This window comes from Actinoalloteichus caeruleus DSM 43889 (assembly GCF_000429185.2).
Lineage (GTDB): Bacteria > Actinomycetota > Actinomycetes > Mycobacteriales > Pseudonocardiaceae > Actinoalloteichus_B > Actinoalloteichus_B caeruleus.
Window position 1 is genome coordinate 4,242,240 of sequence record NZ_AUBJ02000001.1, and the last position, 24,360, is coordinate 4,266,599.

At 71.3% G+C, this 24,360-nt stretch carries 27 protein-coding genes; 6 read left to right on the forward strand and 21 right to left on the reverse strand.

The window, feature by feature from the left end:
• Window positions 1–227: 227 nt before the first annotated feature.
• Window positions 228–1,046, reverse strand: coding sequence for an LLM class F420-dependent oxidoreductase (locus tag G443_RS16780; protein WP_026417925.1), 819 nt, complete (start codon window positions 1,044–1,046; stop codon window positions 228–230).
• A gap of 441 nt (window positions 1,047–1,487) precedes the next feature.
• Window positions 1,488–1,877, reverse strand: a complete 390-nt coding sequence (locus G443_RS16785) for a winged helix-turn-helix transcriptional regulator (RefSeq protein ID WP_016700004.1) — start codon at window positions 1,875–1,877, stop codon at window positions 1,488–1,490.
• Window positions 1,878–1,971: 94 nt separating this feature from the next.
• On the opposite strand from G443_RS16785, the gene G443_RS16790 reads away from it, so the two are divergent.
• A complete protein-coding gene (locus G443_RS16790) occupies window positions 1,972–2,382 on the forward strand; it encodes a RidA family protein (protein ID WP_016700003.1) in 411 nt (136 codons plus the stop codon).
• Window positions 2,383–2,875: 493 nt separating this feature from the next.
• On the opposite strand, the gene G443_RS16795 is transcribed toward G443_RS16790, so the two are convergent.
• From G443_RS16795 to G443_RS16820, 6 genes are all read right to left on the reverse strand, one after another.
• Window positions 2,876–3,460: a putative immunity protein gene (locus tag G443_RS16795; protein WP_016700002.1), complete on the reverse strand. Its 585-nt coding sequence runs from the start codon at window positions 3,458–3,460 to the stop codon at window positions 2,876–2,878.
• Between the two features lie 545 nt (window positions 3,461–4,005).
• A complete protein-coding gene (locus G443_RS16800) occupies window positions 4,006–4,704 on the reverse strand; it encodes a MerR family transcriptional regulator (RefSeq protein WP_026417926.1) in 699 nt (232 codons plus the stop codon).
• A 247-nt stretch (window positions 4,705–4,951) separates the two neighbouring features.
• Complete coding sequence (locus G443_RS16805; RefSeq protein ID WP_016701424.1) at window positions 4,952–5,149, reverse strand: DUF397 domain-containing protein; 198 nt, start codon at window positions 5,147–5,149, stop codon at window positions 4,952–4,954.
• Between the two features lie 448 nt (window positions 5,150–5,597).
• A complete protein-coding gene (locus G443_RS16810; protein WP_026417927.1) occupies window positions 5,598–6,137 on the reverse strand; it encodes a cysteine hydrolase family protein in 540 nt (179 codons plus the stop codon).
• Window positions 6,138–6,308: 171 nt separating this feature from the next.
• Window positions 6,309–6,518 carry a DUF397 domain-containing protein gene (locus G443_RS16815; RefSeq protein ID WP_016701422.1) on the reverse strand — a complete coding sequence of 70 codons (210 nt, stop codon included), beginning with the start codon at window positions 6,516–6,518 and terminating at the stop codon, window positions 6,309–6,311.
• 3 nt (window positions 6,519–6,521) lie between these two features.
• On the reverse strand, window positions 6,522–6,767 hold the full coding sequence (locus G443_RS16820; protein ID WP_245588719.1) for a Scr1 family TA system antitoxin-like transcriptional regulator: 246 nt from the start codon (window positions 6,765–6,767) through the stop codon (window positions 6,522–6,524).
• Between the two features lie 75 nt (window positions 6,768–6,842).
• On the opposite strand from G443_RS16820, the gene G443_RS16825 reads away from it, so the two are divergent.
• Both G443_RS16825 and G443_RS16830 read left to right on the forward strand, forming a co-directional pair.
• A complete protein-coding gene (locus tag G443_RS16825) occupies window positions 6,843–7,034 on the forward strand; it encodes a hypothetical protein (protein ID WP_035292350.1) in 192 nt (63 codons plus the stop codon).
• A 5-nt stretch (window positions 7,035–7,039) separates the two neighbouring features.
• On the forward strand, window positions 7,040–7,618 hold the full coding sequence (locus tag G443_RS16830) for a hypothetical protein (protein WP_253860230.1): 579 nt from the start codon (window positions 7,040–7,042) through the stop codon (window positions 7,616–7,618).
• 63 nt (window positions 7,619–7,681) lie between these two features.
• Here G443_RS16830 and G443_RS16835 read toward each other — a convergent pair whose 3' ends face one another.
• Genes G443_RS16835 through G443_RS16840 form a run of 4 tightly spaced genes read right to left on the reverse strand, consistent with a single transcriptional unit; the run spans window position 7,682 to window position 11,008 of the window.
• Complete coding sequence (locus G443_RS16835; RefSeq protein WP_162147316.1) at window positions 7,682–8,800, reverse strand: protein-L-isoaspartate O-methyltransferase family protein; 1,119 nt, start codon at window positions 8,798–8,800, stop codon at window positions 7,682–7,684.
• Between the two features lie 15 nt (window positions 8,801–8,815).
• Complete coding sequence (locus G443_RS25875; RefSeq protein ID WP_372492984.1) at window positions 8,816–9,235, reverse strand: lasso peptide biosynthesis B2 protein; 420 nt, start codon at window positions 9,233–9,235, stop codon at window positions 8,816–8,818.
• Complete coding sequence (locus tag G443_RS25880; protein WP_081715507.1) at window positions 9,232–9,504, reverse strand: PqqD family peptide modification chaperone; 273 nt, start codon at window positions 9,502–9,504, stop codon at window positions 9,232–9,234. Before G443_RS25880 ends, G443_RS25875 begins: the two co-directional genes overlap by 4 nt.
• On the reverse strand, window positions 9,491–11,008 hold the full coding sequence (locus G443_RS16840) for an asparagine synthase-related protein (RefSeq protein WP_308208891.1): 1,518 nt from the start codon (window positions 11,006–11,008) through the stop codon (window positions 9,491–9,493). Before G443_RS16840 ends, G443_RS25880 begins: the two co-directional genes overlap by 14 nt.
• On the opposite strand from G443_RS16840, the gene G443_RS16845 reads away from it, so the two are divergent.
• Window positions 10,928–11,260, forward strand: a complete 333-nt coding sequence (locus G443_RS16845) for a hypothetical protein (RefSeq protein WP_245533633.1) — start codon at window positions 10,928–10,930, stop codon at window positions 11,258–11,260. The two genes, G443_RS16840 and G443_RS16845, sit on opposite strands and share 81 nt — an antisense overlap.
• A gap of 86 nt (window positions 11,261–11,346) precedes the next feature.
• On the opposite strand, the gene G443_RS25885 is transcribed toward G443_RS16845, so the two are convergent.
• The 8 genes from G443_RS25885 to G443_RS16880 form a co-directional block, all read right to left on the reverse strand.
• On the reverse strand, window positions 11,347–11,499 hold the full coding sequence (locus G443_RS25885) for a lasso RiPP family leader peptide-containing protein (RefSeq protein ID WP_155886172.1): 153 nt from the start codon (window positions 11,497–11,499) through the stop codon (window positions 11,347–11,349).
• 235 nt (window positions 11,500–11,734) lie between these two features.
• The gene (gene helR, locus G443_RS16850) at window positions 11,735–13,936 is read right to left on the reverse strand and encodes an RNA polymerase recycling motor ATPase HelR (protein WP_211237549.1); all 2,202 of its coding nucleotides are present in this window, start codon (window positions 13,934–13,936) and stop codon (window positions 11,735–11,737) included.
• A 602-nt stretch (window positions 13,937–14,538) separates the two neighbouring features.
• Window positions 14,539–15,144 (reverse strand): hypothetical protein, encoded by a 606-nt coding sequence (locus G443_RS16855; RefSeq protein WP_253860231.1) that lies wholly within the window; start codon window positions 15,142–15,144, stop codon window positions 14,539–14,541.
• Complete coding sequence (locus tag G443_RS16860; RefSeq protein ID WP_026419217.1) at window positions 15,141–17,588, reverse strand: AAA family ATPase; 2,448 nt, start codon at window positions 17,586–17,588, stop codon at window positions 15,141–15,143. Before G443_RS16860 ends, G443_RS16855 begins: the two co-directional genes overlap by 4 nt.
• Before the next feature lie 326 nt (window positions 17,589–17,914).
• Complete coding sequence (locus G443_RS16865) at window positions 17,915–18,508, reverse strand: TetR/AcrR family transcriptional regulator (protein ID WP_026066119.1); 594 nt, start codon at window positions 18,506–18,508, stop codon at window positions 17,915–17,917.
• 40 nt (window positions 18,509–18,548) lie between these two features.
• Entirely contained in the window at window positions 18,549–18,872 is a 324-nt protein-coding gene (locus G443_RS16870; protein ID WP_016699500.1) for a DMT family transporter, read from the reverse strand.
• 950 nt (window positions 18,873–19,822) lie between these two features.
• Window positions 19,823–20,599 (reverse strand): hypothetical protein, encoded by a 777-nt coding sequence (locus tag G443_RS16875; RefSeq protein WP_155886173.1) that lies wholly within the window; start codon window positions 20,597–20,599, stop codon window positions 19,823–19,825.
• Between the two features lie 54 nt (window positions 20,600–20,653).
• Window positions 20,654–21,172: a SigE family RNA polymerase sigma factor gene (locus tag G443_RS16880; protein WP_026419220.1), complete on the reverse strand. Its 519-nt coding sequence runs from the start codon at window positions 21,170–21,172 to the stop codon at window positions 20,654–20,656.
• A gap of 140 nt (window positions 21,173–21,312) precedes the next feature.
• Between G443_RS16880 and G443_RS16885 the strand changes: the two genes are divergently transcribed.
• Window positions 21,313–22,380, forward strand: a complete 1,068-nt coding sequence (locus tag G443_RS16885; protein WP_051314074.1) for a GntG family PLP-dependent aldolase — start codon at window positions 21,313–21,315, stop codon at window positions 22,378–22,380.
• A 311-nt stretch (window positions 22,381–22,691) separates the two neighbouring features.
• Here the strand turns inward: G443_RS16885 and G443_RS16890 are convergent, their stop codons facing one another.
• Complete coding sequence (locus G443_RS16890; RefSeq protein WP_016699496.1) at window positions 22,692–22,868, reverse strand: hypothetical protein; 177 nt, start codon at window positions 22,866–22,868, stop codon at window positions 22,692–22,694.
• Window positions 22,869–23,161: 293 nt separating this feature from the next.
• On the opposite strand from G443_RS16890, the gene G443_RS16895 reads away from it, so the two are divergent.
• Complete coding sequence (locus G443_RS16895) at window positions 23,162–24,340, forward strand: aminotransferase class I/II-fold pyridoxal phosphate-dependent enzyme (RefSeq protein WP_026419221.1); 1,179 nt, start codon at window positions 23,162–23,164, stop codon at window positions 24,338–24,340.
• Window positions 24,341–24,360: the final 20 nt, after the last annotated feature.

Genomic DNA, 24,360 nt, shown 5'->3' on the forward strand with positions numbered 1-24,360 from the left:
TTCGCCGGATCAAGGGGCGGGCCTCGGTGGAATGGGAACAGGCTCAGCTCGCTGCTTTCTCCGGGCGATCGGCGCGTGACGGAACCGGACGCGGGGTTCCCTCACGCCGCCGGGGAGCGCCGTGGCGTCCTGGCGCGGCGTCGGAGCGCCGAGACTGGCGACAGCGGGCGGGCACAGCCCCGTGACCTGGTCGTTCCTCCCGGCGGCTCCGAACGGGACGCCGGTGTTCAGGTGGAGGCGAGCGAGGCCAGGGCGTCCAGCCTGCGCAGGGTCTCGTCACGCCCCGCCGTCTCCAGGTCGAACAGGCACCGGCCCACGCCGGCCTCGGCCAGCTCGGAGATCGTCGCGGGGTCGTCGGGAGTGCCGAAGACGGTCACCGGCAGGTCCCTCCCGGCCTTCGCCCGGACCTCGGTGACGCGGGCCGCCAGTCGTGGCGTGTTGGCCCGGGGCAGCCATCCGTCCCCGTACTCGGCCAACCGGCGGAGCGCCGCCCGGCTCTCGCCGCCCACGTAGATCGGCGGATGCGGTGTCTGGACCGGCTTGGGCCACTGGTAGATCGGGTCGAGGTCGACGTGCTCGCCGTGGAACTCGGCCAGTTCCTCGGTCCAGATGCGCCGGATGGCCAGCACCCGCTCGTCGAGGAGGGCGCCCCTGGCGGCCGGGTCGGTGCCGTGGTTGCGCATCTCCTCCTTGTTCCAGCCGCCGCCGACGCCCAGGATCGCCCTGCCGTCGGAGATGAGGTCCAGGCTGCTGACCTCCTTGGCGGTGTGGATCGGGTCCCGTTGCGGGATCAGCGCGATCCCGGTGGCGAGCACGAGCCGCCGGGTGACGGCGGCGGCCGCGCTGAGCACCACGAAGGGGTCGAGGGTGCGGTAGTACTTGCGTGGGAGCTCACCGCCCTCCGGGTAGGGGCTCTCCCGGCTTGCCGGGATGTGGGAGTGCTCGGCCAGGAACAACGCGTCGAAGCCGCGCTCCTCCAGGGCGGTGGCCAGGTCGACGGGGCGGATGCTCTCGTCCGTGACGAAGGTGGAGACTCCGAACTTCATCCTTCGAGGGAAACACGATCCGCCCGGCGGCGCCGATGTCCACGAGGACGAGCTGATCCGTGCCAGCACCGGCGGCGGTCCGCGGGTGTCAGCTCGCCGCCCGGACGTCGCGACCAGGGCCGGACGGGCGCGCGCTGGCGGTGAGGGGCGGCCCGAGGCGGACGGGCAGCCCGACGCCCGTCCTGGTGCTCGCGAGTCGAACGCCGGCATGCCCGACGGTCGCCCGACACCGACACCGACACCGACACCTGGCCCGGCGCTGCTGCTGTCGGCGCCCTCGCCGGTTCTCGCCGAAGCGGTCGGGCGATGCGCGTCCTGGGACCACCGGTCGCCCGGACCCCGGTGGTCGCGTGGGGGCCCGGGTGGCAGGCGAGGCTGGGGCGAGTCCCACCAGCACGACGTCGAGGTGCTGCGCCACCCGGGGACGGCCAGCCGCTGGTGCTACCCGCTCGCTGGGTCGGCCTCGTCGTCGAACCGGGCCCGAGCCCGGCGGACGGCCGGCAGGTTCGTCGAGCTCCAGCCCAGGAGGGCGTCGATCAGGTCCTGGAGTGTCTTCCCGAGCGGCGCGATGTGGTACTCGACCGCCACGGGACGGGTGGCCGTGACGATCCGTTCGACCATGCCGTTGCGTTCCAGCCGGCGCAGGGTGGTGGTCAGCGACTTCTGTGTGACCAGGGGGATGGCTCGGCGGAGCTCGTTGAAGCGGCGCGGGCGCTCGCACAGCGTGTCCAGCACCAGCAGCGACCACTTGTCGAGCACCTGGTCCAGCAGTTCGCGGTGTTCGGTGGTGACCTTCGGGTGCTCCGGGGCGGAGGGGGTGGTTTCCTGCACGACACCTAGTCTCGTTGAAGTGCCCTTCGGATACCAGGTACACATTCGATACCAGCTGGTTCCTGCTCGTGTTCCTCGATCGAAAGGGCGAACCATGGCCGTGCGGCTGTTGACACCCGAGGGAATGTTCCAGCCGGTCCCGTACCACCACGTCTCGGTGGGCACGGGATCCCGGCAGATCCACGTGGCGGGTCAGATCGCCCGTGACGCCGAGGGCAACCCCCTCGCCACCGGCGACCTGGCCGGGCAGGTCGCCCATGCCCTGCGCAACACCGCGCGGGGCCTCGCCGGCGCCGGCGCGACCTTCGCCGACGTCGTGCGGCTGCGCTTCTACGCCGTCGCCTGGGCGCCGGACAAGATGGATGCCTTCGTGGCCGGGATCCAGCAGGTCGCGGACGAGATCGGGCTTCCGAGCCCGCTGCCCCCGGCCTCGCTGATCGGCGTCGACTACCTCTTCGAACCGGACGTCCTCGTCGAGGTCGAGGCCGACGCCGTGCTCGACTGACGCCGTCCGGAGGGCCGGGTCCCGCGTTCCCCCGAACGAACGCTGGACCCGGCTCGGTGGCGGTCGGCTGAGGTCCGGTTGGCCGGATCCCGCCCGGGCGGGAGGCCACGCGGTGGCAGGTCCGGCCGGAGGTCATCGCCGGGGACGGCCAGGGTCCGAGCCGATTTCGGCCAGTGCCCGAGCGGTGGACGTCCCCGCTCCGCCAACTCTGCCCACGCGGCGCCCATCGCTGGAAGGGAGCGAGCTGGGCGGAGGCCACGGACAGGGCACGACGGGGGCAGGACGGCGCCAGGAGCCCAGCGTGTCCAGACCGATCAGGTGGCAGCTGCCGGTCGTGCGGCAGGTCAGCGGTGTGGGGCGAGCGCGCCCTGGCGGTGGCACCGGGCCCGGCAGCTCCGCGCGTTCCACGCCGAGAAGATCCTCCAAGAGCTTCCTCCCGGCCGGTGTCGCCGGCCCCCGAGTGACGGCAGGGGCGGGCCCTGCGCCAGTCCGATCAGGACCGGACCGCGTCGCTGCCCGCCGCCAGCTCCCGCAACGACGTGTCCAGCGCGCGTAGGAGCTCACCCACCCGGCCCCCGCCTCCCGGGGCCGCCGGGTAGCGGGTCAGGACGTCCACCACGAGGGGGCCGGCCAGTCCCCGGGCCCGGACGAGGTGGTCGGCGGCGACCCCTGGGTCGCCACCGGCGTCGAGCTCGAACGCCCGCGCCGCGTGGGCTGCCGAACCGAGGATGTGCTTGACCTGGGTCGCCTTCGCCAGGGGGTGCAGGAACGCCGCGCTGGCCGAGGCGACCGCGGCACGCGCTGCCTCCCCCGCCGACGGTTGCCCGGCGTCGCGGGCCTCCTGGTACGCGCGGAGCGCCGCCCAGGCGCCGTCCCGGATCACCTTCGTCCGCCTGGCCCCGCCGGCGAACTCCCGTGCGGCGTCGATCGCGGCACGCGGACGCGGGTCGTCGGGACGGTGCCGTTCGAATATCGCCAACGCCGGAAGGGCGCAGGCCACCGCGAAACCCGCGACCGCGCGCAGGTCCGCCGTGCTCAGGTCGACCGTCAGGCTCTCGTCGGTACCGCCGTCATCCACTCCTGCGACCGTATCGTTGGAGTACCGGTTGAGCCTTGGCGACGGGAGTGCCAGCACGGCGTGGGCGGAGTGTCGAACAGGGAGGCACCGCAGGGGCGGGTGGATCGTCGTTCGGGCGCGTGCCCGCTGGCGGTTCACCCCGCCGCCGATCCGGCCCCCAGCGGAGCGTGCGGCCGGCGCCACCGCCGTCCACCACGGCCGATCCGCGTGCGGCACATCCCGGTAGAGCAGGTGCGGATCGGGGATCGAGTACGTGGGCAGCCACCGCTGGAGCCAGCGCGGATCGACGGGGACGCCGGTCTGGCGCTCGAGCTGCGCGAGGCAGGTCGGGCGGGCGAGGTCGAGGTCCACGTCAGGGCCGAGCGCCCACTCCGGGCGGATCTCGTGCTGGTGTGGATCAGGCGCACGAGGGTAGCGGTGATCGAACCAAGCGGTGATCCTGCCGTTCAGCGCCTGCGTGACGAGCCCGACGCCGTTCATGTTCCAGTACACGCTGAAGAAGGCGCCTCCGCTCGCCGAACATCGACGGGCGATTTCCGGGAACCTCAGCTCGTCCTCTCGACCAGGGAGAGGTAGGCGTCGAGTTGGGCTGCCCCGGCGAGGAGGTGGCGGCTCCGGGCGGTCAGCCGGCCCTGCCAGGAGTCGAGGAAGTCGGCCAACGCGTCCGGGTCGCCCGCCTCACGCAGGGATTCGAGGAACCGGGCGACCTGGTGCAGCAGGTAGCCGCCCCGGCGCAGCTGCCGTGCGATCTCGGCGTCGCGCACGGCGTCCGGCCCGTACTCCCGGTGCCCCGTGGCCCGGTCGCGGGTGGGACGCAGGATGCCGGCCGTCTCCCAGGTGCGCAGCGTCGCCGGGTGCAGGTCGAGCCGGCGCGCGAGTTCCCCCACGGTCAGCGCACGCCCCCGGATCGGGGTCGGGGCACCGGTGGACAGGGCCTCGAGGGCGGCGGCGACCTCGAGGCGGGTGTCGCGTTCGGTGAACAGCGCGACGTGTGCCGCGTCGAGGAGCCGGTAGGCGGAGTCGCTGTCGCCGCGATGGGTGGCCCGCATGATCTCCACCGCGGCCTGGTGGCCGTGCCCGCCGCGCAACGCGAGGAACGCCCGGAGGGCCTGCGCGTGCAGCCGGGTGTAGCGGCGGTAGCCGCTCCCGCTGCGTTCGGCCGGCGGGAGGACACCGGCGTCCTCGTAGTTGCGGATCGCCTGGGTGGACAGCCCGTGCTCCCGAGCGAGGTCGACAGGACGCACAAGGTCCTCCTCGTGAGACTTCGACTTCCGCGAACGGGGTAGTTCCTCGCCCGGATATCAATGGAATTCCCAAGGTTACCGTCGGGGGCTGCCCGCACCGCGAGGAGCGAACGTGTCCACCGCCCCCACCCGGTGCTCTCGGTCAACATCAGCCACGGCGTGGGTTCCGTACCGGGTATAGGGAACTCGTCGAACGGATCCACGCGCACAACGTGGACCGGGGCGGCGGGCCGAGCGGGCAGCCAGCTCAGACGCCGTCCCGATTCAGGGAGCCGACGAAGGCGGCGAACACCTCGCGGTCAAAGAGCAGCGTCCCGCCAGCACGGTTCTTCGTGTCCCGCACAGCCACCACGGTCGACGTGGAACCCACCTCGACACAGTCGTCGGAACCGTTGCTGCTCCGACTCGACTTCCGCCAGTTGGTCAGGGTCATGTCAGCGTTCATGTGCCACGTCCTCGGAGAGGGGAACCATGTCGGCCGGGAGGTGTGGTGCGACCCGCGTGGGCTCCCGGTTCGGCAAGTAGGGACAGGTACCCAGCTTGCCTGTCCGTCGGAGGGTTGGCTATCAGTCGACTCGGTACGCCGCCGCCCCTGTATGGCCTAGCACGGTGACCAAGCTCCTCCGTAGCCGTCTCGGGTAAGGCTCGCGTTGAGAGCCCGGCGGGGCGCCCGCCGGCCCGGTGGGTGGTTGGCCGGGTGGGGCCAGGAAGGACCCGCACCTGCGGTCGAACGCTGGTGCCGCCCCTGTCCGGCGACAAGCGGCGCCGAGTGCGCCGAGTGAGGTCATCCTCTAGTGAGTCGAAGGTCCCGCTTCGCTCGCGGCGTCGCTGGGCCGGGAGTGGCCGCTGAAGGTCCGGACGTACCGGTCACGCGCGGAGACCGTGGGCGAGTGTCACGCGGGAGTGGGAAGTGCCGCGCAGACCTCGTCGATGCTCCTGATCTGCCGGCGGCCGACGAAGCGCCGGAGCACCAGCAGCCCTGCCTGGTGCGCCTCCTCACCGGCATGGGAGTAGCAGGCGTCGTGGACGACCACCGGGGTGTGCCCCAGCTCCCAGGCGTCGGCGGCGGTCTTCATCACACAGCTCTCGGTGGCGATACCGGCAATGGTGAAGCGCGTCCAGCCCCGCGCGGATGCGAGCGCCGTGAACTCCTCGGTGAAGGTCGAGTAGTAGGTCTTGTCGATGACGTGGTGTCGGGCGGCGTAGGGGACCAGTTCCGGAACGATATCGGTTTCGGGACTGCCTTGAAGTCGGGTCCAGCCGATGAGGCGCTCGTACTGGCTGCCCGGAACGTTGCGGAAACGCGTGAACACAATGGGCCGACGTGCGGCGTCCCACCGCCGCACTAGGCGTACTACGCGGTCGATCACCGGCTCGGACTTCGGACTGATGAACCCGTTCTGCATGTCGATGACAAGAAGTACGTCAGTCATGGCAGCTCCTCCCCGAGGGGCGGCTATGAATCGACGTGGTACGCCGGCGCCCCTGTTTGGCCTAGCACGGTGACCAAGCTCGTCCGTGGCCGTCTCGGGTAAGGCTCGCGTTGACGGCTGGGCGGGGTGCCCGCCGGCCCGGTGGGTGGTTGGCCGGCGGGCCGGTGGGTGTCAGAGGCGCTCTGCTTTGATCGACATGAGGAAGCTGCTGAAGGCCTCGCGGCTGACGACGAGGGTGCCCCCGGCGCGGTTCTTGGTGTCCCGCACAGCCACCACGGCAGACGTGGCCCCAACTTCAACGCAGTCGTTGGCGCCGTTGCTGCTCCGACTCGACTTCCGCCAGTTGGTGATGTCCTGCAAGGAACGTTCCATCGAGCTCATCTCCTAGATCTCTTCGTAGCTTGCCTGAAGTAGGGCACGGCTTTCGTCCTCGGCCAACGATTGGGCGACGACCCGCTCGAACGCTGCCGCGAACTTCTCCAAGTAGGGCGGCCCGTCGTACCACTGGCCACTGACGAACGTCTCGGTGTAGGCAAAAGTGGTCACAGGTTCCCCCACGTCCAGCAGCATGAAGGACGTGCCAAGCGGGGTGTAAGCACCTGCTGCTCGCGATAGGATCTGGAGCCGCACGCGTTCGGCCCCCAGGCCCTGCGGGCCTGGGGGTTCCGGGGCCAGGTCGTCCTGGCCGCCCTGGGCACCGCCGCGATGCGTTCGGAGGTCAGCACGGCCGGCCGCCTGTACTACCTGCTGCCCCGTGACCCCAGTCCTGGTCCCACCGGTGTTCCCGAGCTGGCACGGGGGCCGCTGCGGTGTCGGCACACCGCCGAGGCCCAGGCCGGTGAGGGGTTCCTCCTCACGTCCCAGTTGCTGCCCGACCCCGTGCTCAGCGGGACGTGACCATCGTGAACGACACGTCTGATCCCGGCCGTCTGCTGGCCTCGTCGGGAGCCAGGCCCACCAGCACGGTTCACGCCCACCCAACCGCAGCGGACAAGGACGCGGCCGCCCGTGATGGGATCACCGGGGCGTGGATCACCCGGTGCGCGGTGCGGTCCCCGATCGTGGGCCGCCTCTACGGTCACGTCGACCTCGACACCGGCCACGGACCCCTCGTCGCCCCCGGCCTGCGCTACCTGGTGGGTACCTTCGACCACCGACGAACCGTGCTCTGCGGCGCCGTGGTGCGGCACTACGCCGAGTTCGACGACCTCACCACTCACACGATCGCCGAGATGCGGGACCTGGCCCGGCGGTGGCGGGTGCGGGACTTCGTTCCTCCGCCGACCACGCTGAAACGCCGCCGCCGACGCGTCCCGGCGTGGGCGCGGGTGCGGTTGTGGTCCTGGGAACCCGAGGTCGAGCTGGACGTCAGCTATGTGGGTCGGGTCAGCTTCAAGCACGCCGACTGGGCCCGCATCGGCCCACATCCGTCCAGCGTCCTCGGCCCGGACACCGCCTCCGCCGTCCCATCCAGCCAGTGACGGGCTGTCCCGCCCCAGCGCCCGTGGCTCGACATGATCAGCTTGAGGCCCGCTCGTGGAACGTCACGAGGACACCATCCACTTGCATGGCACCCAGAGGGGTTGCTTGCTCATGGTGAGCGACAAGGTGGCGGTGAACCGTGTGAGCGCTGGCCGGCCCGAGCTCACCCAGGCTCGAACGAGGGAACGCAGTTCCTCCGGAACCCGCGACTCACCCGTGAACGTGATGCTGCCGTCGTCCTGTACCCAGGCGGTCCCACGGGGTGTGCGCAGTGCGCAGGCACCTGCGGCGGTGTTGACGGAGTCGTCGGCCATGTACGCGCGGGTGATCCTCGGATCGTGAGCCGCGAGGAAGACCCACAGGTCGTGGTAGTCGGCGTTCCCCCGGGCGGGGCTGGCATCAGCAATCCGGGTGGCCGGGGCGGACGGGAGGTAGTCGGCTGGGTCGTGGCTGACCAAGTCGACCGGTCGCAGGGGGCCGGCAGCCGGCATGAAGTCTGCCCACAGGAGTACCTTGGCGCTCACCACGTCGCCGCCGCTGCGGACCGCCAGGACTGGGTGCACGCCGCCGTGCGCGACCGGTGCGAGGATCAGGCCACCAGGTACGAGCTGGTCCAGCCAGTGCGGAGAGACCCCAGCCACCCCGCAGGTGACGACGACACGGTCGAACGGCGGCTCGGATGGTGCGCCGAGGTAGCCGTCACCGTGAACGACTCTGACCCGGTGCTCGAGATCGAGTCGGCGGATCGACTCGGCAGCACTCTGGGCTGTCGCCTCCCCTGCCTCGACAGTGACCACGGGACCACCCGTTATGGCGCTGATCAACGCGGCGTTGTAGCCGGTGCCTGCCCCAATCTCCAGCACGCGCATGCCCGGACGGAGGTCGAGAGCGTCGAGCATCCGAGCCATCAGGGTCGGTGCCGAGGACGACGACGGCGGGTCACCATCCTGCCCGGTACTGGTCAACAGCGACCTGTGCGAGTAGATGAGGTCAAGAACCTCGTCGCTGGGGAGTTCGTGCTGGGACACGCGGATTCGCGTCGGTCCATGGCGGAACTCGCGGACGCAGCGATGCCTCGCCACGGTGGAGAACGCGTGCTCGACGTCGGCTGATCGGATGGCACCGGCGTTACGCAGCGAAGCGGCGAACTCGACAAGCCTGGTCTGGAGTGTCTTGGGCACGGACACGGTGTCCTCTCAGACGGTGATCGACGGCGTGTAGATCCTGCGTGGGTCCACCGGCTCACACAGGGGCTCGCCGTTCACTTCGACCCATGCGTGAGCTTGTGGTGGTGGGGAGCGGAACCCGACTCGCCAGGTGACCCGCAGGCCACGTAGTCGGCACGCCAGGAGGACGGCCAGGGAGCGGTGCAGACAGTGGTGCCCACCGGCGCAACGTGGGCTGACCGTCGTAACGATCTCAAAGGCCCGTTGGGCATGGGAGAGATCTGCTTCGCGCGTGCTGCGGCGGAGCACGCCGAGAACACGACGGATGCGGTGTGGGCGGGCCTGCGTGGCTGTCAGCAGCAGGGCGGCTGCCACGACAGCCACCCGCCCGCACCAGCGTTCACCCACCGATAGTCGGTGCGGTGGGTACAACGCGACTGGGGCACTCACAGATTAACCACCAGACGACGTGCGAGAAGCGTGTCAAGAAGCCGAGTGACGTCATGCTGAACTACTGCGGCCGTAGTGGCATAACGTGTGCAGAGCGCGGTCACAGCCGACTCGTGCCCATCCCTCAGGAGCGCTGACAGGGCTATCGCTCCAGTCTCGTTCAAGTGGTAAACCACACCGCGTCGTTCATCCAACAATGTCAGCCCGTCGCCGACGGGCGTGCTCGTGACGCGTCGAGCCAAACGCACCTTAGTTTTAGATGTGCTCATGGTTGACCTCCTGTCGAGCGAACGGTGGAGCCAGGCTGCGGAGCCAGACCTCGCAGGCGATGGTGTCGGACAGGAACCCAGGCGCCAGACCTGACGGTCTGAAGGATCGCAGGCAGCCGCGTAGAACGTCCTCGTTGACCAGGCCCAACTCAGCCAGCAGCGACTGGTCGAACAGCTCGATCGCACGATGCTGATTGGTGGACCAACCACGGTAGATGTCGTCGTTGTAGTGTGCCTTGGTGCGTCGTGCGAGCAGTGGCGCTGGCACGGTGTCGGCGACCGCAGTTCGTAGCAAGGGCTTGGGTTGCCAGGGATCGACGCGATCCCATGGGACGACCGACAGAGCCGCTTCCACCACCGATCGGTCAAAGTACGGGAACTCAGCGGGCACACCATGCGCCATTAGCGCGTCCCGGTACAAGGAGGAGCGGTAGGCAGTGGACCGTATCCGTACCAGGGTGGCATGAGTGCTGTGCTCTGCGAGCGGAGCTGGTGCGATATCGAGTATGGCGGAACGGACGAGTCGTTCGGCGTCACCGCTCGCCCACTGAGGTAGCAGAGGTTGTGCCTCCCATCCGACCGCGTCGTATTCCGCACCAGCCTCGGTCCTGAGGGAGCGGGCTGCCCGCCACAACCAGCGTGGGTAGGAGGGGAGGGACACTACTGCCCGCAACAGTTGGGTTAGGGAGAAGTCCCGGAGCGCCGCATGGCCACGCAAATGCCGCCACCCGAGCCGAGGGCGCCTGCGCAGTGTGTGTCGGAGGTACGCTAACGGCGGAAGTAGGACTTCGTCACCGCCCTGCCCGTTGAGATGTAAGCGCACGCCTCGATCGGCGAGCAGCTCGGCGAGGTGGCGGACCCGCGCCGATGCGGCTGCGAACGGTGGTGGTTCGTCCATTCCGCCTATCGCTGTCGGTAGGTCGTCGAAGAACAGTGGAGTTCGCTGGGCATCCAGTACCACGTGCTTGGCTGGGGCGAGGTGCTTGCCAACGCGAAGTGCCCACATCAAGTCGTCGTTCGCTGGTGACGACGACGCTGACGTCACCAGCAGCAGCCTCGATCGATCGCTAAGGGCTTCTCCTGCCAGGCAGCTGAGTGTGGTGGAGTCCATGCCCCCAGACAGTTGGACACTTGTCGGGCTGGCTGAGGCGCGCATGCGGCCGGCGACCGCGGTACGAAGTTCTTCTGCCAGGATCGGAGCGCCTTGAGCGCAGGGATTGGTCGTCGCGGGCGGTACCCAGTACCGGCCAGTGCGGGCGACGTTCCGGCCGAGCGAGAGTCTGTGTCCCGGTGCCAGCGCATGAACTCCGTTGAACGGGGTCATTGACTCTCGTATCGGGCTGGGCATATCTGGGGAGGTTAACCGCGCGGCAAGCCAGGTCCGTGACACTGGCGCATCGATCAGGCGGCGTAGCACGTCCGCGTGGTTGGAAACCACGGTGGCCTTGTTGATGTGGCAGGTGTAAACCCTTCGGAAACCCGTCACGTCACCAAATACCACCATCCCGTCGGGACCGCTGATGACGAGGTGGTAGCTGCCACGCATGGATGTCAACGCATCGAAGTCACCCCGTCGGGCCGAACGTTCAACATTCTTTCGCAGCTACGCCGAATCAACCAGGCAGCTGCCGATTACCGCCACACGTATCGCGCCGAAGAAAACCGTGCGGAGATCGTCTCCATTCCTGTGGTTCACCATCAACCACGGTCGACCAGAAGCGTGTGCCGCCGCAGGGCCGGCTTCGGCCAACAGTGATCGTGCGACTGGTTCGCAGTGATCCAAGTCGGGCAACGCGCACCACCAACGAACCCGACCTGCACTACCTCGTTCCCTCGTCGCGGTCATGGCGACCAGTAGCCACCAGCATCACCGTCGTCTGAGTGTGGCCTGCTGTAGTTACCCCTTGTTACACACCCGAAATCACCAACCACCGTCAACTCTGGTGGCTCGTACGGCTCCAGACCAGCGGTATCGGACGATTCATCGTTGGTCATCAGCAGCCCCTGTCACGATCGAACATGTCCCGACGTGGCGCGACCCTGCGCAATACTCATAGTAACCTACTATACGCGTACTGTGACAGTAGTCTGCCTGGTTCTTTGAGGGATCGCCCCTGCCTCTGGTTCCTCCTCCGCCGGTCCGTGTAGCTGGTACGCCCAGTGGCATCCGGTCTGGAGCATCTGGCGCCCAGGAGCCCAACGCGCCGACCCACCCCGGTGGCGCGTGGGCTCACCCCCTGGCCGGGGTCTGGGCCTCGACCTCCACGAGGTCACCGAGCACGGTGGGCAGCGGGCCCTGGTGCAGCACGCCGAGGCGCTGGGTGGCGCGGGTGAGCGCGACGTACAGTTCCGCCGCTCCACGCGGGCCGTCGGCGAGGATCCGCCCCGGCTCCACGATCAGGACGGCGTCGAACTCCAGCCCCTTCGTCTCCGACGCGGGCACCGCGCCGGGAACGCCCGGCGGCCCGATCACCACACTCGTGCCCTCCCGGGCCGCCTCGTCCCGGACGAACTCCTCGACCGCTGCCGGCAGTTCGGCCTCGGAGATCCGCCTGGACCAGGGGCGGACACCGCAGGCGCGCACCGACTCCGGTGGCTGGACCCCGGGGGCGAACTCGGCGAGCAGCGCCGCCGCGACGGACATGATCTCGGCCGGGGTCCGGTAGTTCACCGCCAGCGGCCGGTACGCCCACCGGCCCGGCACGTACGGCTCCAACACCGCCTCCCACGAGGTCGCCCCGGCCGCCGACCGGCGTTGCGCCAGGTCACCGACCACGGTGAACGACCTGCTGGGGCAGCGCCGCATCAACACCCGCCAGTCCATCTCGGACAGTTCCTGGGCCTCGTCGACCACGACGTGCCGGTAGGTCCAGTTCCGGTCGGCCGCCGCCCGCTCGGCGACATCCCGGGTGTCGCCCTCGACGAAGCGGTCCGCCAGGTCCTCCGCGTACAGGAGGTCCTGGGCGAGCAGGTGGTCCTCGTCGTCCATCAGGTCGTGGCGTTCGGTCTGGAGGATCTCCAACACGCCGGCCGCGTACTCGGCCTCCGCCCGCTGCTCCCGGTCCGCCGCCCGCTCGGCCCGCGCCGCCGCCGGGTCCCGGCCCAGCAGGTCGACCAGTTCGTCGAGGAGCGGCACGTCCGACACCGTCCACGCCTCCCCGTCGGAGCGCAGCAGCGCCGGGTCCGCGCCGGCCGCCCGCAGCCGTTCCGGCGACGTGTACAGCGGCGTGAGCAGGGTCTCCGGGGTCAACACCGGCCACAGTTCGTCGACGGCGGCGGTGAAACCCGCGTGCTCGGCGAGTTCGGTGAGCAGGTCCGCCCGCATGTCCTCCCACGCCTCCTTGTCGTCCCTGGTCAGCCAGCCCTTCCCGATCCGGGCGATCGCCCGTTCGGTGAGCACGTAGGTGACGATCTCCACGAACACCGCGCGGGCCTCGTTGTGCGGGAGGCCGCTGGCCCGCGCCTCCTGGCGGGCCCACTCCGCCGTCTCGGCGTCGATCCGCACCGTGACGTCCTCCAGCTCGATCGGCAGCGGCCGCTCGGGAAGCCGTTGCCGATCGGCGACCGCGGCCGCCAACACGTCCAGGATCCGGAGTGAACCCTTCAGCCGCGCGACCTCAGGAGTGTCCTCGGCGGCCACCCGGAGACCGGGCACGAGGCCGCCGGGAGTCGTGAACACCACGTTCGACTCGCCCAGCGACGGCAGCACCCGGCTGATGTGGTTCAGGAACGCCGGGTTGGGGCCCACGACGAGCACGCCGTGGCGTTCCATCCGGTCCCGTCGCGTGTAGAGGAGGTACGCGACGCGGTGCAGGGCCACCACGGTCTTCCCGGTTCCCGGGCCGCCCTCGATCACCAGGACCCCGGGGTGGTCCAGCCGGATGATCTCGTCCTGCTCGGCCTGGATGGTCGCCACGATGTCGCGCATGCCCTCGCCGCGCGGGGCGTTCACGGCGGCGAGCAGTGCCGCGTCCCCCCGTTCGTCCCCACCCGGTCGGCCGAGCACCTCGTCGGTGAAGCCGACCAGGTGGCGTCCGCGCGAGTGGAACTGCCGGCGCCGGCGCATGTTCTCCGGGTTCGCGGCGGTGGCCACGTAGAACGCGCGGGACGCGGGTGCCCGCCAGTCCAGCAGCAGCGGCGTGTAGTCGTCGTCCCTGTCGAGGATCCCGATGCGCCCGATGTAGGTGCGCTCGCCGGTCACGGCGTCCAACCGGCCGAAGCACAGCCCGCCGTCGGCCACCGCCAACCGCCGGATCTCCCGGCCGGCGGCGCGCACCCGCACGTCACGCTCCATCGGCGATCCCCCGTCGCCGGCCAACGCCGCCTGGTGTTCGGCGGTCGCCCGTTCCCGTTCCTCGTCGAGCCGCGCGTACAGCCCCGCCACGTACGCCCGCTCTGATCGCAGTTCGTCCTCGTACCCCTGAACTGACACGTTCCCCTCACAGTGCCTGGAGATGGTGTGAGCCTCGGCGGTTTCCTCGCGTGCCCGGAGGAGCCGCCGGTTCCCCCTGCCCGTTCGCCCCGCGCCGATCCCACCCGCAGGGGCACGAGGAGGCGTTTCCCGAGGTGACGCGTCTGGTCGCGGCCACGGATCCGCCTCGTCGTGCCGTCCGCTCCCGGTGGGTGGCACTCGGGGTTCGGCGTCGCCGTGCGTCCGTCCGTCGACGGCGGCACGGCCACGCCTCCCCGCCAGTGTCCACGGCTGCTGGCTTCGGCCGGGCGATTCTGGAGCATCACCGGGGTCTTGCCGCAAGACCCCGGGTGCGCTATATGTTGAACTTGGCGGGGAGCGGAGCCGTGTTCCCGGTGTGCAGCTGGTGTGTTCGCGCCGCCCGCGTCCATTCCTCGTGGTGACTCCGCCCGCCGCTTCGTCGCGTTCGCGCTCGTTCTCCCTGGTCCGCCTGGCACGACCGTTCGGGCGCCCTGAGGTCGTGCTGCCCCGCCCACATCCGCGCTGTCGCTCGCGCCGCCCGTGCGCGCGCACCGCGCGGCGGCTGAGCGGCCCCCGGCGCACGTGTCTGGCTCGGCAGCAGGTCAGCGGCGTGCGTGGCGACGACGGGGGAACGCGCACCAACGAATCTGACCGACGTCGAGGTGTGGGCGAGCGTGCCGAGATCGCGGGCCGGACGTCGGGTCCTCGGACCGCCGGTGCCGGCGCGGCTCGGCCTCAGGCGGTCCGCTCCCCCGCCGCGCGGCCACGGCCACGCGCGGGACGGCCTCCCCGGTTCCGGGCACCTCGCGACCGGGCTTGTCGTGAGCCGAGGGCATCCGCGTGGAGACCAGCACCTCCTCGACGAGGCCGAGCAGGTACCGGATCTCCCCGACGGTCGGCGTCAGCTCGTAGGCGTGCAGGTGGCAGGCGCGGGAGAGCCCCTGCCACGCCCGGTTCATCGGCGTGGCGATCTCGGGGTGGAGCTCGCCGAGCACGAGGAGCCTCGACCGCGTCGTGGGTCTCCCGTCAGTGCGCAGGGGCAGGTCGGCCCGCACCCAGAGCTGGTTCAGGACCTGTTCCAGCGCGTAGCGGCCGAGGAACGCGGAGCCCCGCAGCGCGACGCCCGGCCCGAGTCCGAACCGACCCGCCGCGAGAGCCCGCGCCAGCCCGAGTGCCCTCCCGGCGGGCACGTCCTCCGTGTCGCTCACGCCAGCTTCCCCAGGGCCGCCACGAACTCCTCCAGACCCTTGACCGCGGCCTCCGGGCCGAGGGAGAGGCCCTTGTGCACCTGTCCGTTGCAGAGGGCCAGTGTCTGGTTCCGCGAGGGGGAACGACCGCACCAGTCGTTGAGTTCGTCCTGCCCGCCGAGAGCCAGCGTCACCCGCTCCCGGGTCAACCTGGCTTCCTCCCAACGCCGTTCCCGCTCCTCGCGGGACATGCCCTGCCTGGACTGGTGGCGGTCGTGGAGGTCCTTGGCGGCCGACTCCACCGCCAACCGGCAGATCCCCGGTAGTGCGAGGTGGAGCGCCTCGACGGGCAGGGCCGGGTCCTTCACCAACGCCCGGGCGTCCTCGACGTGCCGGAACGCCGGGCTCGGGCAAGGCCGCACCTTGACCGCCGAGTTCATGCCCCGGGTGACCTCGATGACGCGGGCCTTCACTCCCAGGGTCCGCACGGCCTGGGGGAGGCGGTCGTCGTGGGTGAAGACCACCACCTGGCGGTCCTGGGCGATCCGCTCCAGCACCCGCACGAACCCGTCGATCTTGGACAGGTCGAAGGCCTGGATCGGGTCGTCGAGCACGACGAACCGGAACGGGCTGGACGGCGCGGTGGCGCGGGGGAGGAACAGCGAGAGGCTGAGGGCGTGGGACTCGCCCTGGCTCGTCAGGCCGAGCGCGGAGCCCTCCTCACCGTCCACGCCTGCGGTGAACCGAACGGTGCGGCGGGTGTGCCGGCCCTCCAGGGTCAGGTTGCCCAGGCTGACGTTGCTCTCCTGCCGGAGGCTCGCCCAGACCTCCTGGATCTCGCCCGACAGCTCGGCGACCCGCTCGTCCCGGATCGTGGTCTCGTTCCTCTCCAGCCACTTCACGGCCTGGTCGGCGGCGCGCACCACCTCCCTGTGGGGTTCCGCGCGTTTGTTGGCGTCCAGCCAGCGGGACAGTTCGAGGGCGACGGGTGCCCAGCGTTCCTCGCGTTCGTCGAGGTGGGCGGCGGCCTGCTCGCGGACTTCGGCCATCGCGGCGGCCAGCTCGGGCCGGCGGGCGAGGAGATGGTCGGCCAGCGCGGGCAGCTCGGTCGGGGCGTCGAACCAGCGGTTCGTCGCGGCGGTGAGGGCGGGCAGGGCCGGGAGGGCGAGGGGCTCCTCGGTCGCCGGGGGCGTGGGCACCGATTCCAGCAGCGCCCGCGCCTGCCGGCGGGCCTCGGCGGTCCGCTCCGCGACCCGCCGCTGCCGTTCCGCGTCGAGGTGGTGTTCCTGGAGGGTGTCCTCGGCCTTGCGCCGCCACTCCCCGTCGAGGCGGCCCGTCCCGCACACCGGGCAGTCCCGTTCCCCCTGCTCGGCGTGCAGTTCCAGGGCCTGTCGCAGCAGGTCGAGACGCCGGGCCTCGGTCCGGGCCCGGTGGGCCGTGAGTTCCTGTTCGGCCGTGTGCGCCGCCCGGAGGGTGTCGGCCGCGTCCCGCACCTCGTCCTCGGCGGGGGCGGTGAGGGTGGAGAGGATGCGCAGCGACCGGGTGGTCTCCTGCTGGCGTGCGTCGGTGCCGGTGGCGAGCGAGGTGAGCAGTTCGAGGTCACGTTTCCTCCCCAGCGCGGTGCGTGCGCGCTGGGCGCGGTCGTCCGGGACGTCCGCCAGCGTCTTCCTCAGCTCCCGAGACAGCTTGTCGGCGTGCTCCACCTCGTCCTTCGGCGCCTTGCGGCTTTCCTTGAGGTGGTTGATGGCCGAGGTGAGCCGGTCGAGGCCGAGGATCCGGGCGATCGCCTCGTGGAGCTTCATCGAGGTGGCGTGGAGCAGGGCGTTCATCTCCTGGTAGGACATGATCGGCCGGTAGTTGCGCAGGGCCTCCGCCCACCCGAGCGGGTCCCGGCCGGGGACCCGTCTCCCCAGCACTGTCCCGGTGCGCGGCTGGGTCCAGGGCTGCTGGTCGGTGTAGTCGGCGTCGCGGTCCCAGTCGATCCCGACCAGGACGTTCTCCGCCGCGCCGTCGACGGCCAGCTCGACGGCCACCGAACAGCGGCCCCGGTGGTGCAGGTTCCGCCACTGGGTGGCCCAGGGCGACTGCTTGGAGCGCTCCGGCTCGCCGCCCCAGCGGAAGGTGCCGCCGGTGAGCGCGGTCTCCAGGCCCTCGGCGAAGCTGGACTTCCCGGAGCCGTTGCGCCCGGTCACGATGGTCAGCCCTGGCCCGGGGTGCAGGCTGAGCGTGGTGGCCGATCCGATGCCCCGGAACCCCTCGACCCGGATTTCCCGGAGGTAGGCCGTCACCGGCCGCACCGTGTCCTCGCCCGCGCTGCCCCGCTCTCCACCGATGGTGGAGAGCAGGTCGGCCAGCTCGTCGGGGCTCTCCAAGGCCGCCAGGACCAGTTCCTTCGCGCGGTCTCCCAACGAGTCGTCCTCGGTGGCGCGGGCGGCCAGCTGAGTGACGAGGGAGGAGTCAACCATCGGGCACGTACCTTTCCACCGGGTGATCGGGTCGGCGGTGCCCTATTGGAGTGTGGAGCCGGGGAGAACACGAGGATTTCACCCGCGTTCCACCCGAAAGTGAGGAAAGCTCGGCCACCAGGTGAAACAGGCTCGTGATCGGGGTCAACCCGAACGGAGCACCGGCCGGTCCCGGCGAGAAACACCGTCGCGGAATTCGCGCCTCGGCCGTCGGAATGGTCTGCCGGCGGCACGGAGATGATCCGCCGAAGCCGTGGGGCGACGGCCGGCGCGTCGATCGAGGCGGCCGACGCGAGGAATCGTGGCGGTTGGCGCTCGCGCCTCCGTCAGCCGTCCCGCAGCAGCTCGCGGAGCGGCTGCCTCGCCTGTGCGCGTGGGTCCGGCTCGCTCTCGATCAGGGCGTTGACGACCCGACCGTCCACCAGGGCGATCAGGTGCCGGACCCGGTCCCGGTCCGAGGGGGCGCCGGCCAGTCGCAGGGTCTCGGCGATCAGGTCCTCCAGCTCGGCGCTCATGGCCCGCATCAGGGGGGCGAGGTAGGGCCGGCGGGGGGTGGTGACGAACCGTTCGTACCGGACCAGGATCGACTCCAGTTCGCGGTCGCCGGCCGGGGTGCCGAGCAGCAGGTCCAGCAGCAGCTCCACGAGTTCGCTCCGGTCGTGGCCGCCGCCCGCCAGTTCGTCGAGGCGACGGCGGCCCTCGGAGAGTTCGAGGCGCCCCCGGTGTTCGACCGCCGCCGCGATCAGGTCGTCCAGCGAGTCGAAGTAGTAGGTGGTGGAGGCGAGCGGAAGATCCGCGCGTTCGGCGACGGCGCGGTGCCGGATCGCGTCGAACCCGCCCTCGCCGAGGAGTTCCGCGGCGGCGGCCACCAGTAGTTGACGGCGACGTTCGCCCTTCGGTGTGCTGGCTGCTGCGGTCATGGCATCCGATCCTGCCAGGCGGGGAACCGGCCGGCGGCCGTCAGTGACCGCCGCCGCTCAGGTTCAGGCCGATGACCCCGGCGACGATCAGCAGCAGCGAGATGATCTTGAGGGTGGAGACCCCGTCGCCGAGCCAGACCATGCCGATCACGGCGGTCAGTGCCGCGCCGATCCCCACCCACACCGCGTAGGCGGGTCCGACCGGCAGTTCCCGCATCGCCCACGCCAGGCCGGCGAAGCTGATGACCGCGAAGACGGCGAAGCTCACCGAGGGCCACAGCCGGGTGAACCCGTTCGACAGTTTGAGCGAGATCGCCCATGCCGACTCGAAGATCCCGGACACGATCAGCACGACCCAGGCCACGATGGTCCCTCCCCGTTCTCCCGGCTTCCCTACCAGCGGTTTCGCTACTTTGGCACGACCGTACCAGTTTTTCCGTGCAGCAGGGTGCCGCCACGTGGTGGCGTCCCCCACCACCACCGAGGGGATCCGTGGATCGCGGGGTGCTGGCCCTCCGCCCGTCGCACCGGGCCCGCGCTGTTCCCGGCGTTCGTCGGGGCGGCCGATGAGGTGGTGGGGGCGCGGCCGAGGAGCCGGGCGGTGTGGCGCTCACCGCCGAGGGTCCGGATCAGGCGTCGGGAGCGGCCGACCCGTCGGGGAGGTCCCTCCCCGGTGTCCCGCTGTCCCGGGCCCGGTGTCGCACTGTCGCGGTTGTGGTGTCCCGCTGTCCCGCTGTCCCGAACTCGGGACGGCTCGTGGCGGAGAAGGGGGTCCTGACCCTGTACCCCCGGCGCGGGTGGACCCGCGTCCGAGAGCGCGGGTGGACGCCTCGGGCCTCGGGGTCGCGTCGGCACCCGACGAGCGCTCCGGAACCAGAGCCGACCCCGGCCCGCTCCGCCGACGGCCTGACCCGCACGACGGCCCGACGAGCGAGGGGGTCCGGGAGCGGCTGGTACCGCCGCTGGTCGCGGTGTGCGGGACCCGGCGGAACCCAGCGGAACCCGGCAGGACCCGGTGGAACCCGGCGGGACCCGGCGGGACCCGGCAGGGTCAGCCGAGACCGGGGCGGGGGGAGGGGAGCCTGTGGGTGGACGCGGGGCGCCCGGACGTCGCCGAACCCCTCACGCCCGGAGCGCCCAGGGCCGCCGTACCCGCTGGACGGCTGGTCGCGCGGTGCTCGGCCTCCGCCAGGAGGGATGCGTGACCTCGCCGCACGCCGAGCAGGAGAACACCGCCCCCAGGACCGGCGGGCATCAGCTCGGCCCACGGGCCGAAGACAGCCGGTGCGGCCAGGGAGCACCCGCCCCGACGGGTCAGAACTGGTCGGCCAACCGCTCCCCGAGCACGGCGAGCCGGTTCACGAACGGCGGTTCCGCGTCCCGCGTCGCCGGCTCGCTCACCACCGTGAGCACCCCACCCCCCTCGGCGAGGGTGGAGTGGCTCTCCCCGTCGGGTGAGGTCTCCACGACAGGGGCCGGCACGTCCGGCGGGCCCAGCACCACCGACACCGTGCCCAGGTTCCCGTCGTCCTCCACCTGGGCGCTGGCGCCCCGGGAGTCCGGCACGCACGCCGCGTCGACGGGCCCGGGCTCCTCCGCGTCATCGGGCAGCGCCTCGGCCAGGGCGGCCGCCAGCTGGGGGTCGACCGCCCCGCAACCGGTCGGCACCGGCTCCACGGCCGGCGGGGAACCCGGCTCCAGCTCCGGCACCGGGAGGTCCGTCGGCTGCTCGGGCTCGGCCTCGTCCCGCATCGTCCCGGGCAGGTCCTCGGCCTCCGCCCGGCTCTCCTGGTCCTCCAGCGGCTGCCCCATCACCGCCGGCCCCTGCTCGGGGGCGTCCGCCTGGCCGTTAGCCAGCGGGCCCGCCACCGTCTCACCTCCACCGTCGTTCTGCCACGGCGTGGTTCCCACCACCGAGATGCCGCCGGCGAGCAGCGCGACCGCGAAGACCGACCCCCCGGCCGCCGTCATCCGGCGCCGACGGGTGATCCGGTGCGACTCCCGCGCCACGTCGCCCTCGTCGAACGAGGCGGGCGGGGTCTCCGCCCCGGCGGCCTCGCGGAACAACCCGGCAATCCGCTGTTCATCCACCACAGCACACCTCCCCACCGGCACCCGGCCGGAGTGGGCACACGGTCGCGCGTCTCATGACGCCGACCTCAGATCGTCCAGCGAGTCGCCCAGGACGCCTCGCAGGGCCTCCAGCCCCCGGGCGGTCTGGCTCTTCACGGTTCCCTCCGAGCACTTCATCACGGCGGCGACGCCCGCGACGTCCATGCCTTCCAGGAACCGCAGCACCAGCACCGCGCGCTGACGGGGGGCAACCTGTCGCAGGCCGAGCAGCAGCGCCTCCCGCGTCGCGACCCGATCGTCGAGATCCGTCGACGAGACGGGTTCGTCGGGCATCCGCTCGACCGTGTGTTCGCGGCGCCACGGCCGCCGGGACTCGTCGATCATGGCGCGGACCACGGTGCGCCGGACGTACGCGTCCAGCGCGTTCCGGTCCCTGATCTTCCGCCAACGCCGGTGCAGGGCCACGAACGCGGTCTGTGCCAGATCGTCGGCGCGGTGCCAGTCACCGCACAGCATGTACGCCATCCGTCGTACCGCCTCCCGCCGAGCCGAGAAGTACTCCGCGAACTCGGCCTCCTCACGCTGGTCCACGCGGACCTCTCCGCTCCTCGTGCCGCTGATGACAGGACGTAACACCCGCCGCTTACGGTTGCACCGGCCCTCCGACGCTTTCCCGGCGGGGTCGAGCGATGCTTTGACGCACCACTCAGGCTATGTGGTGTGATCTGTTCGTGACCAAACTAGTGCCGATCGACCTTCGTTCCGACACCGTCACCAAGCCGGACAGGACCATGCGCGCCGCCATGGCCGACGCCGACGTCGGCGACGACGTCCTCGACGGTGATCCAACCATGCGCGAACTGGAGGAGCGCTGCGCGCAGTTGCTCGGCATGGAGGCGGCGTTGTGGACGCCGTCCGGCTGCATGGGCAACACCATCGCGCTGATGGCCCACCTCCAGCGGGGTGACAGCTTCCTCGCCCCGCACCTGGCGCACGTCCTCGGCAACGAGCTGGGCACGGCGGCATGGCTCGCCGGGGGGATGCCGCAGGCGTTGCCGTGGGTCACCCCCGGCGTGCCCGCCGCCTCCGACATCACCGCGGCCTCGGCCAGCGCCGGGCCCTACTACGCGCTGCGGACCAGGCTGTTCTGCCTGGAGAACACGCACAACGCGGCCGGAGGCGCGGTCGTCGCACCCGACGAGCACGCGGTGCTGGTCGCGGCGGCGCGGGAGGCCGGACTGCGGGTGCACCTGGACGGGGCGCGGCTGTGGAACGCCTCGGTGGCGATGGAGGTCCCACCCGCCGCCCTGACGGTGGGCGTCGACACCGCGCAGGTGTGCCTGAGCAAGGGGTTGGGCGCGCCGGTCGGCTCGGTCGTCGCCGGCTCGGCGGAGTTCGTGGCGGAGGCGCGCCGACTCCGGAAGATGCTCGGCGGCGGGGTCCGGCAGGGCGGTGTGCTCGCCGCCGCCGGCCTGGTCGCCCTGGACCGCGTCGACCAGCTCGCCGAGGACCACCAGAACGCCCGGCTGCTGGCCGACGGCCTGCGGGAGATCGGCTGGCAGGTCGACACCCCCCAGACCAACATCGTGCTCGCCACCACCCTCGACCTGCCGACCACGCTGAGCAGGCTGACCGCCCTTGGCGTGCACGCCAGCGCGATGGCCGGCCGGGTGCGGATGGTGACGCACCGCGACGTCACCAGGGCCCAGATCAAACAGGTGCTGCGGCGGATCGGCAAGGACGCCACCCGGCCCAGCGGAGGACGTTCCCTCGGCTCATCCCGCGCCAGCGCGTCCTGACCCGGTGGCCGAGGGCGGGCGGCACCGCGACCCGGCAGGACCGCTCCGCGGTCCGTCGAGGTCGGCGCGCACCCCACCCGACGCCGGACCGGCGGCCAGCCGGCCGCCCACCTCATCACTCCCCACGGGGATCGCACGCCCGGTCCCGGCCCAACGGCCGGGACGGAAAGGGCACCGCCGAACGGGCAGCGCCCCACGCGCCGCCGTCGTGGACCGCGACGGTGCCGCGAGGGCCACCGGTGTCCGCCACCGGCCACCCCGGGTCACTGGCACCGGCCCGGCCAGCCGACCTGACCGGGTGACCGGTCAGGTCATCGGGGCAACTGCTTCTGGTTCCTCCCCTTGATGGCTCCGTACGCGGCGGTGCCCACGAAGAGCACGGCACCGACGATGAGGAGCCACCAGAGCGCCTTGAACACGGCGCCCAACACGGCCAGGCCGAGCCAGATCACCAGCAGAACTCCGACGACCTTCCAAATCGTCGACATGTGCGCCTCCCTCACGGCGTTCTCGGGACGTCGGCGAAGCCCCGGCTTGTCGAAACCAGCTTCGCACGGCCGGCCGGCACGCGAGACGGTCCCGCCCCGGTATCAGGGAAATCTCCGGGTGCGCCCGGAGAGCCCGCGACCGCGCGCGGGGGCGGCGGAGGGCACCCCCGCCCGGTCGGCCAGGCCCCGCCTCCGCCTCCGCCTCCGAGGGCGAGCCCGGCACGAGCGCCCCGCGCCCCGGTCACCCACACCGAACGGGACGGGAACCGGGCGGTGTCTCCTAGGCTCGGGGCATGTCCTCCCAGCGCAGTCTGGCCACCGCGGCCAGCCGGGCCCAGGTGCCGCCGTTCTACGTGATGACCGTGCTCGACGCGGCGGCCCGCCGCCAGCGGGAACGCGGTGACGTGATCTCCCTGGCCGCCGGACAGCCGTCCACGCCCGCCCCGGCCCCGGTCCGCCGCGCGGCGGCCTCGGCGTTGGAGGGCAGCACGCTCGGCTACACCGAACAGCTGGGGACGGCCGAACTCCGGGCGGCCATCGCCCGGCACTACGGCACCACCTACGGGGTCGACGTGCCAGCCGAGGCCGTGACCGTGACCTCCGGGGCGTCCGGCGCGTTCCTGCTGACCTTCCTGGCCGCCTTCGAGGCCGGGGACCGGGTGGTGCTGACCCGCCCCGGCTACCCCGCCTACCGCAACATCCTGCGCGCGCTGGGCTGCGAGGTGGTGGAGCTGCCCGTCGGCGCCGACACCGGGTTCCAACCCACCGTGGAGATGCTGTCCGAGGTCGAGGGGCCGGTGCGGGGTCTGGTGCTGGCCAGCCCGGCGAACCCCACCGGTTCGGTGTTAGCCGGCGAGGAACTGCGGGCCGTCGTCGAGTGGTGCGCCGAGCACGACGTCCAGTTGGTGTCCGACGAGATCTACCACGGCATCAGCTTCGGCGCCGCCACCTCCTCGGCCTGGGAGTTCTCCCGCGACCCCGTCGTCATCCACTCCTTCTCCAAGTACTGGTCCATGACCGGGTGGCGGCTCGGCTGGGCCCTGGTGCCGGAGGGGTTGCGCGACGCCGTGTCCGCCCTCGCCGGGAACTTCACGGTCTGCCCGCCCGCGATATCGCAGGCCGCCGCGCTGGCCGCCTTCGACCCCGAGTCCTACGCGGAGGCCGACGCGCACGTGGAGCGCTACCGGGTGAACCGCGACCTGCTGGTGTCCGGTCTGACCGGCCTGGGCATCCGGGGGATCGCACCCCCGGAGGGAGCCTTCTACGTCTACGCCGACGTGTCCCACCTGACCGGGGACAGCATGGAGTTCAGCCGGCGGTTGCTCGCCGACACGGGCACGGCCGTGGTCCCGGGCGTCGACTTCGACCCCGTCGAGGGGCGGAACTGGATCCGCATGTCGGTGGCCGGCGCCACCGAGGACATGCGGGAGGCGGTCGCCCGCATCGGGGGCTGGTTGCCGACCCTCACCTGATGACGGCACGGCGTCGACGG

Excerpts from the sequence above, each read along its gene's own strand:
- G443_RS25880 (WP_081715507.1), bottom strand. The coding sequence starts at position 9,504 with ATGAGCACATCTAAAACTAAGGTGCGTTTGGCTCGACGCGTCACGAGC.
- G443_RS16860 (WP_026419217.1), bottom strand. The coding sequence starts at position 17,588 with ATGGTTGACTCCTCCCTCGTCACTCAGCTGGCCGCCCGCGCCACCGAG.
- G443_RS25885 (WP_155886172.1), bottom strand. The coding sequence starts at position 11,499 with ATGACCAACGATGAATCGTCCGATACCGCTGGTCTGGAGCCGTACGAG.
- G443_RS16895 (WP_026419221.1), top strand. The coding sequence starts at position 23,162 with ATGTCCTCCCAGCGCAGTCTGGCCACCGCGGCCAGCCGGGCCCAGGTG.
- G443_RS16890 (WP_016699496.1), bottom strand. The coding sequence starts at position 22,868 with ATGTCGACGATTTGGAAGGTCGTCGGAGTTCTGCTGGTGATCTGGCTC.
- G443_RS16840 (WP_308208891.1), bottom strand. The coding sequence starts at position 11,008 with ATGGTGGTATTTGGTGACGTGACGGGTTTCCGAAGGGTTTACACCTGC.
- G443_RS16815 (WP_016701422.1), bottom strand. The coding sequence starts at position 6,518 with ATGAGCTCGATGGAACGTTCCTTGCAGGACATCACCAACTGGCGGAAG.
- G443_RS16805 (WP_016701424.1), bottom strand. The coding sequence starts at position 5,149 with ATGAACGCTGACATGACCCTGACCAACTGGCGGAAGTCGAGTCGGAGC.
- G443_RS16825 (WP_035292350.1), top strand. The coding sequence starts at position 6,843 with ATGCGTTCGGAGGTCAGCACGGCCGGCCGCCTGTACTACCTGCTGCCC.
- G443_RS16810 (WP_026417927.1), bottom strand. The coding sequence starts at position 6,137 with ATGACTGACGTACTTCTTGTCATCGACATGCAGAACGGGTTCATCAGT.
- G443_RS16790 (WP_016700003.1), top strand. The coding sequence starts at position 1,972 with ATGGCCGTGCGGCTGTTGACACCCGAGGGAATGTTCCAGCCGGTCCCG.
- G443_RS16780 (WP_026417925.1), bottom strand. The coding sequence starts at position 1,046 with ATGAAGTTCGGAGTCTCCACCTTCGTCACGGACGAGAGCATCCGCCCC.
- G443_RS16865 (WP_026066119.1), bottom strand. The coding sequence starts at position 18,508 with ATGACCGCAGCAGCCAGCACACCGAAGGGCGAACGTCGCCGTCAACTA.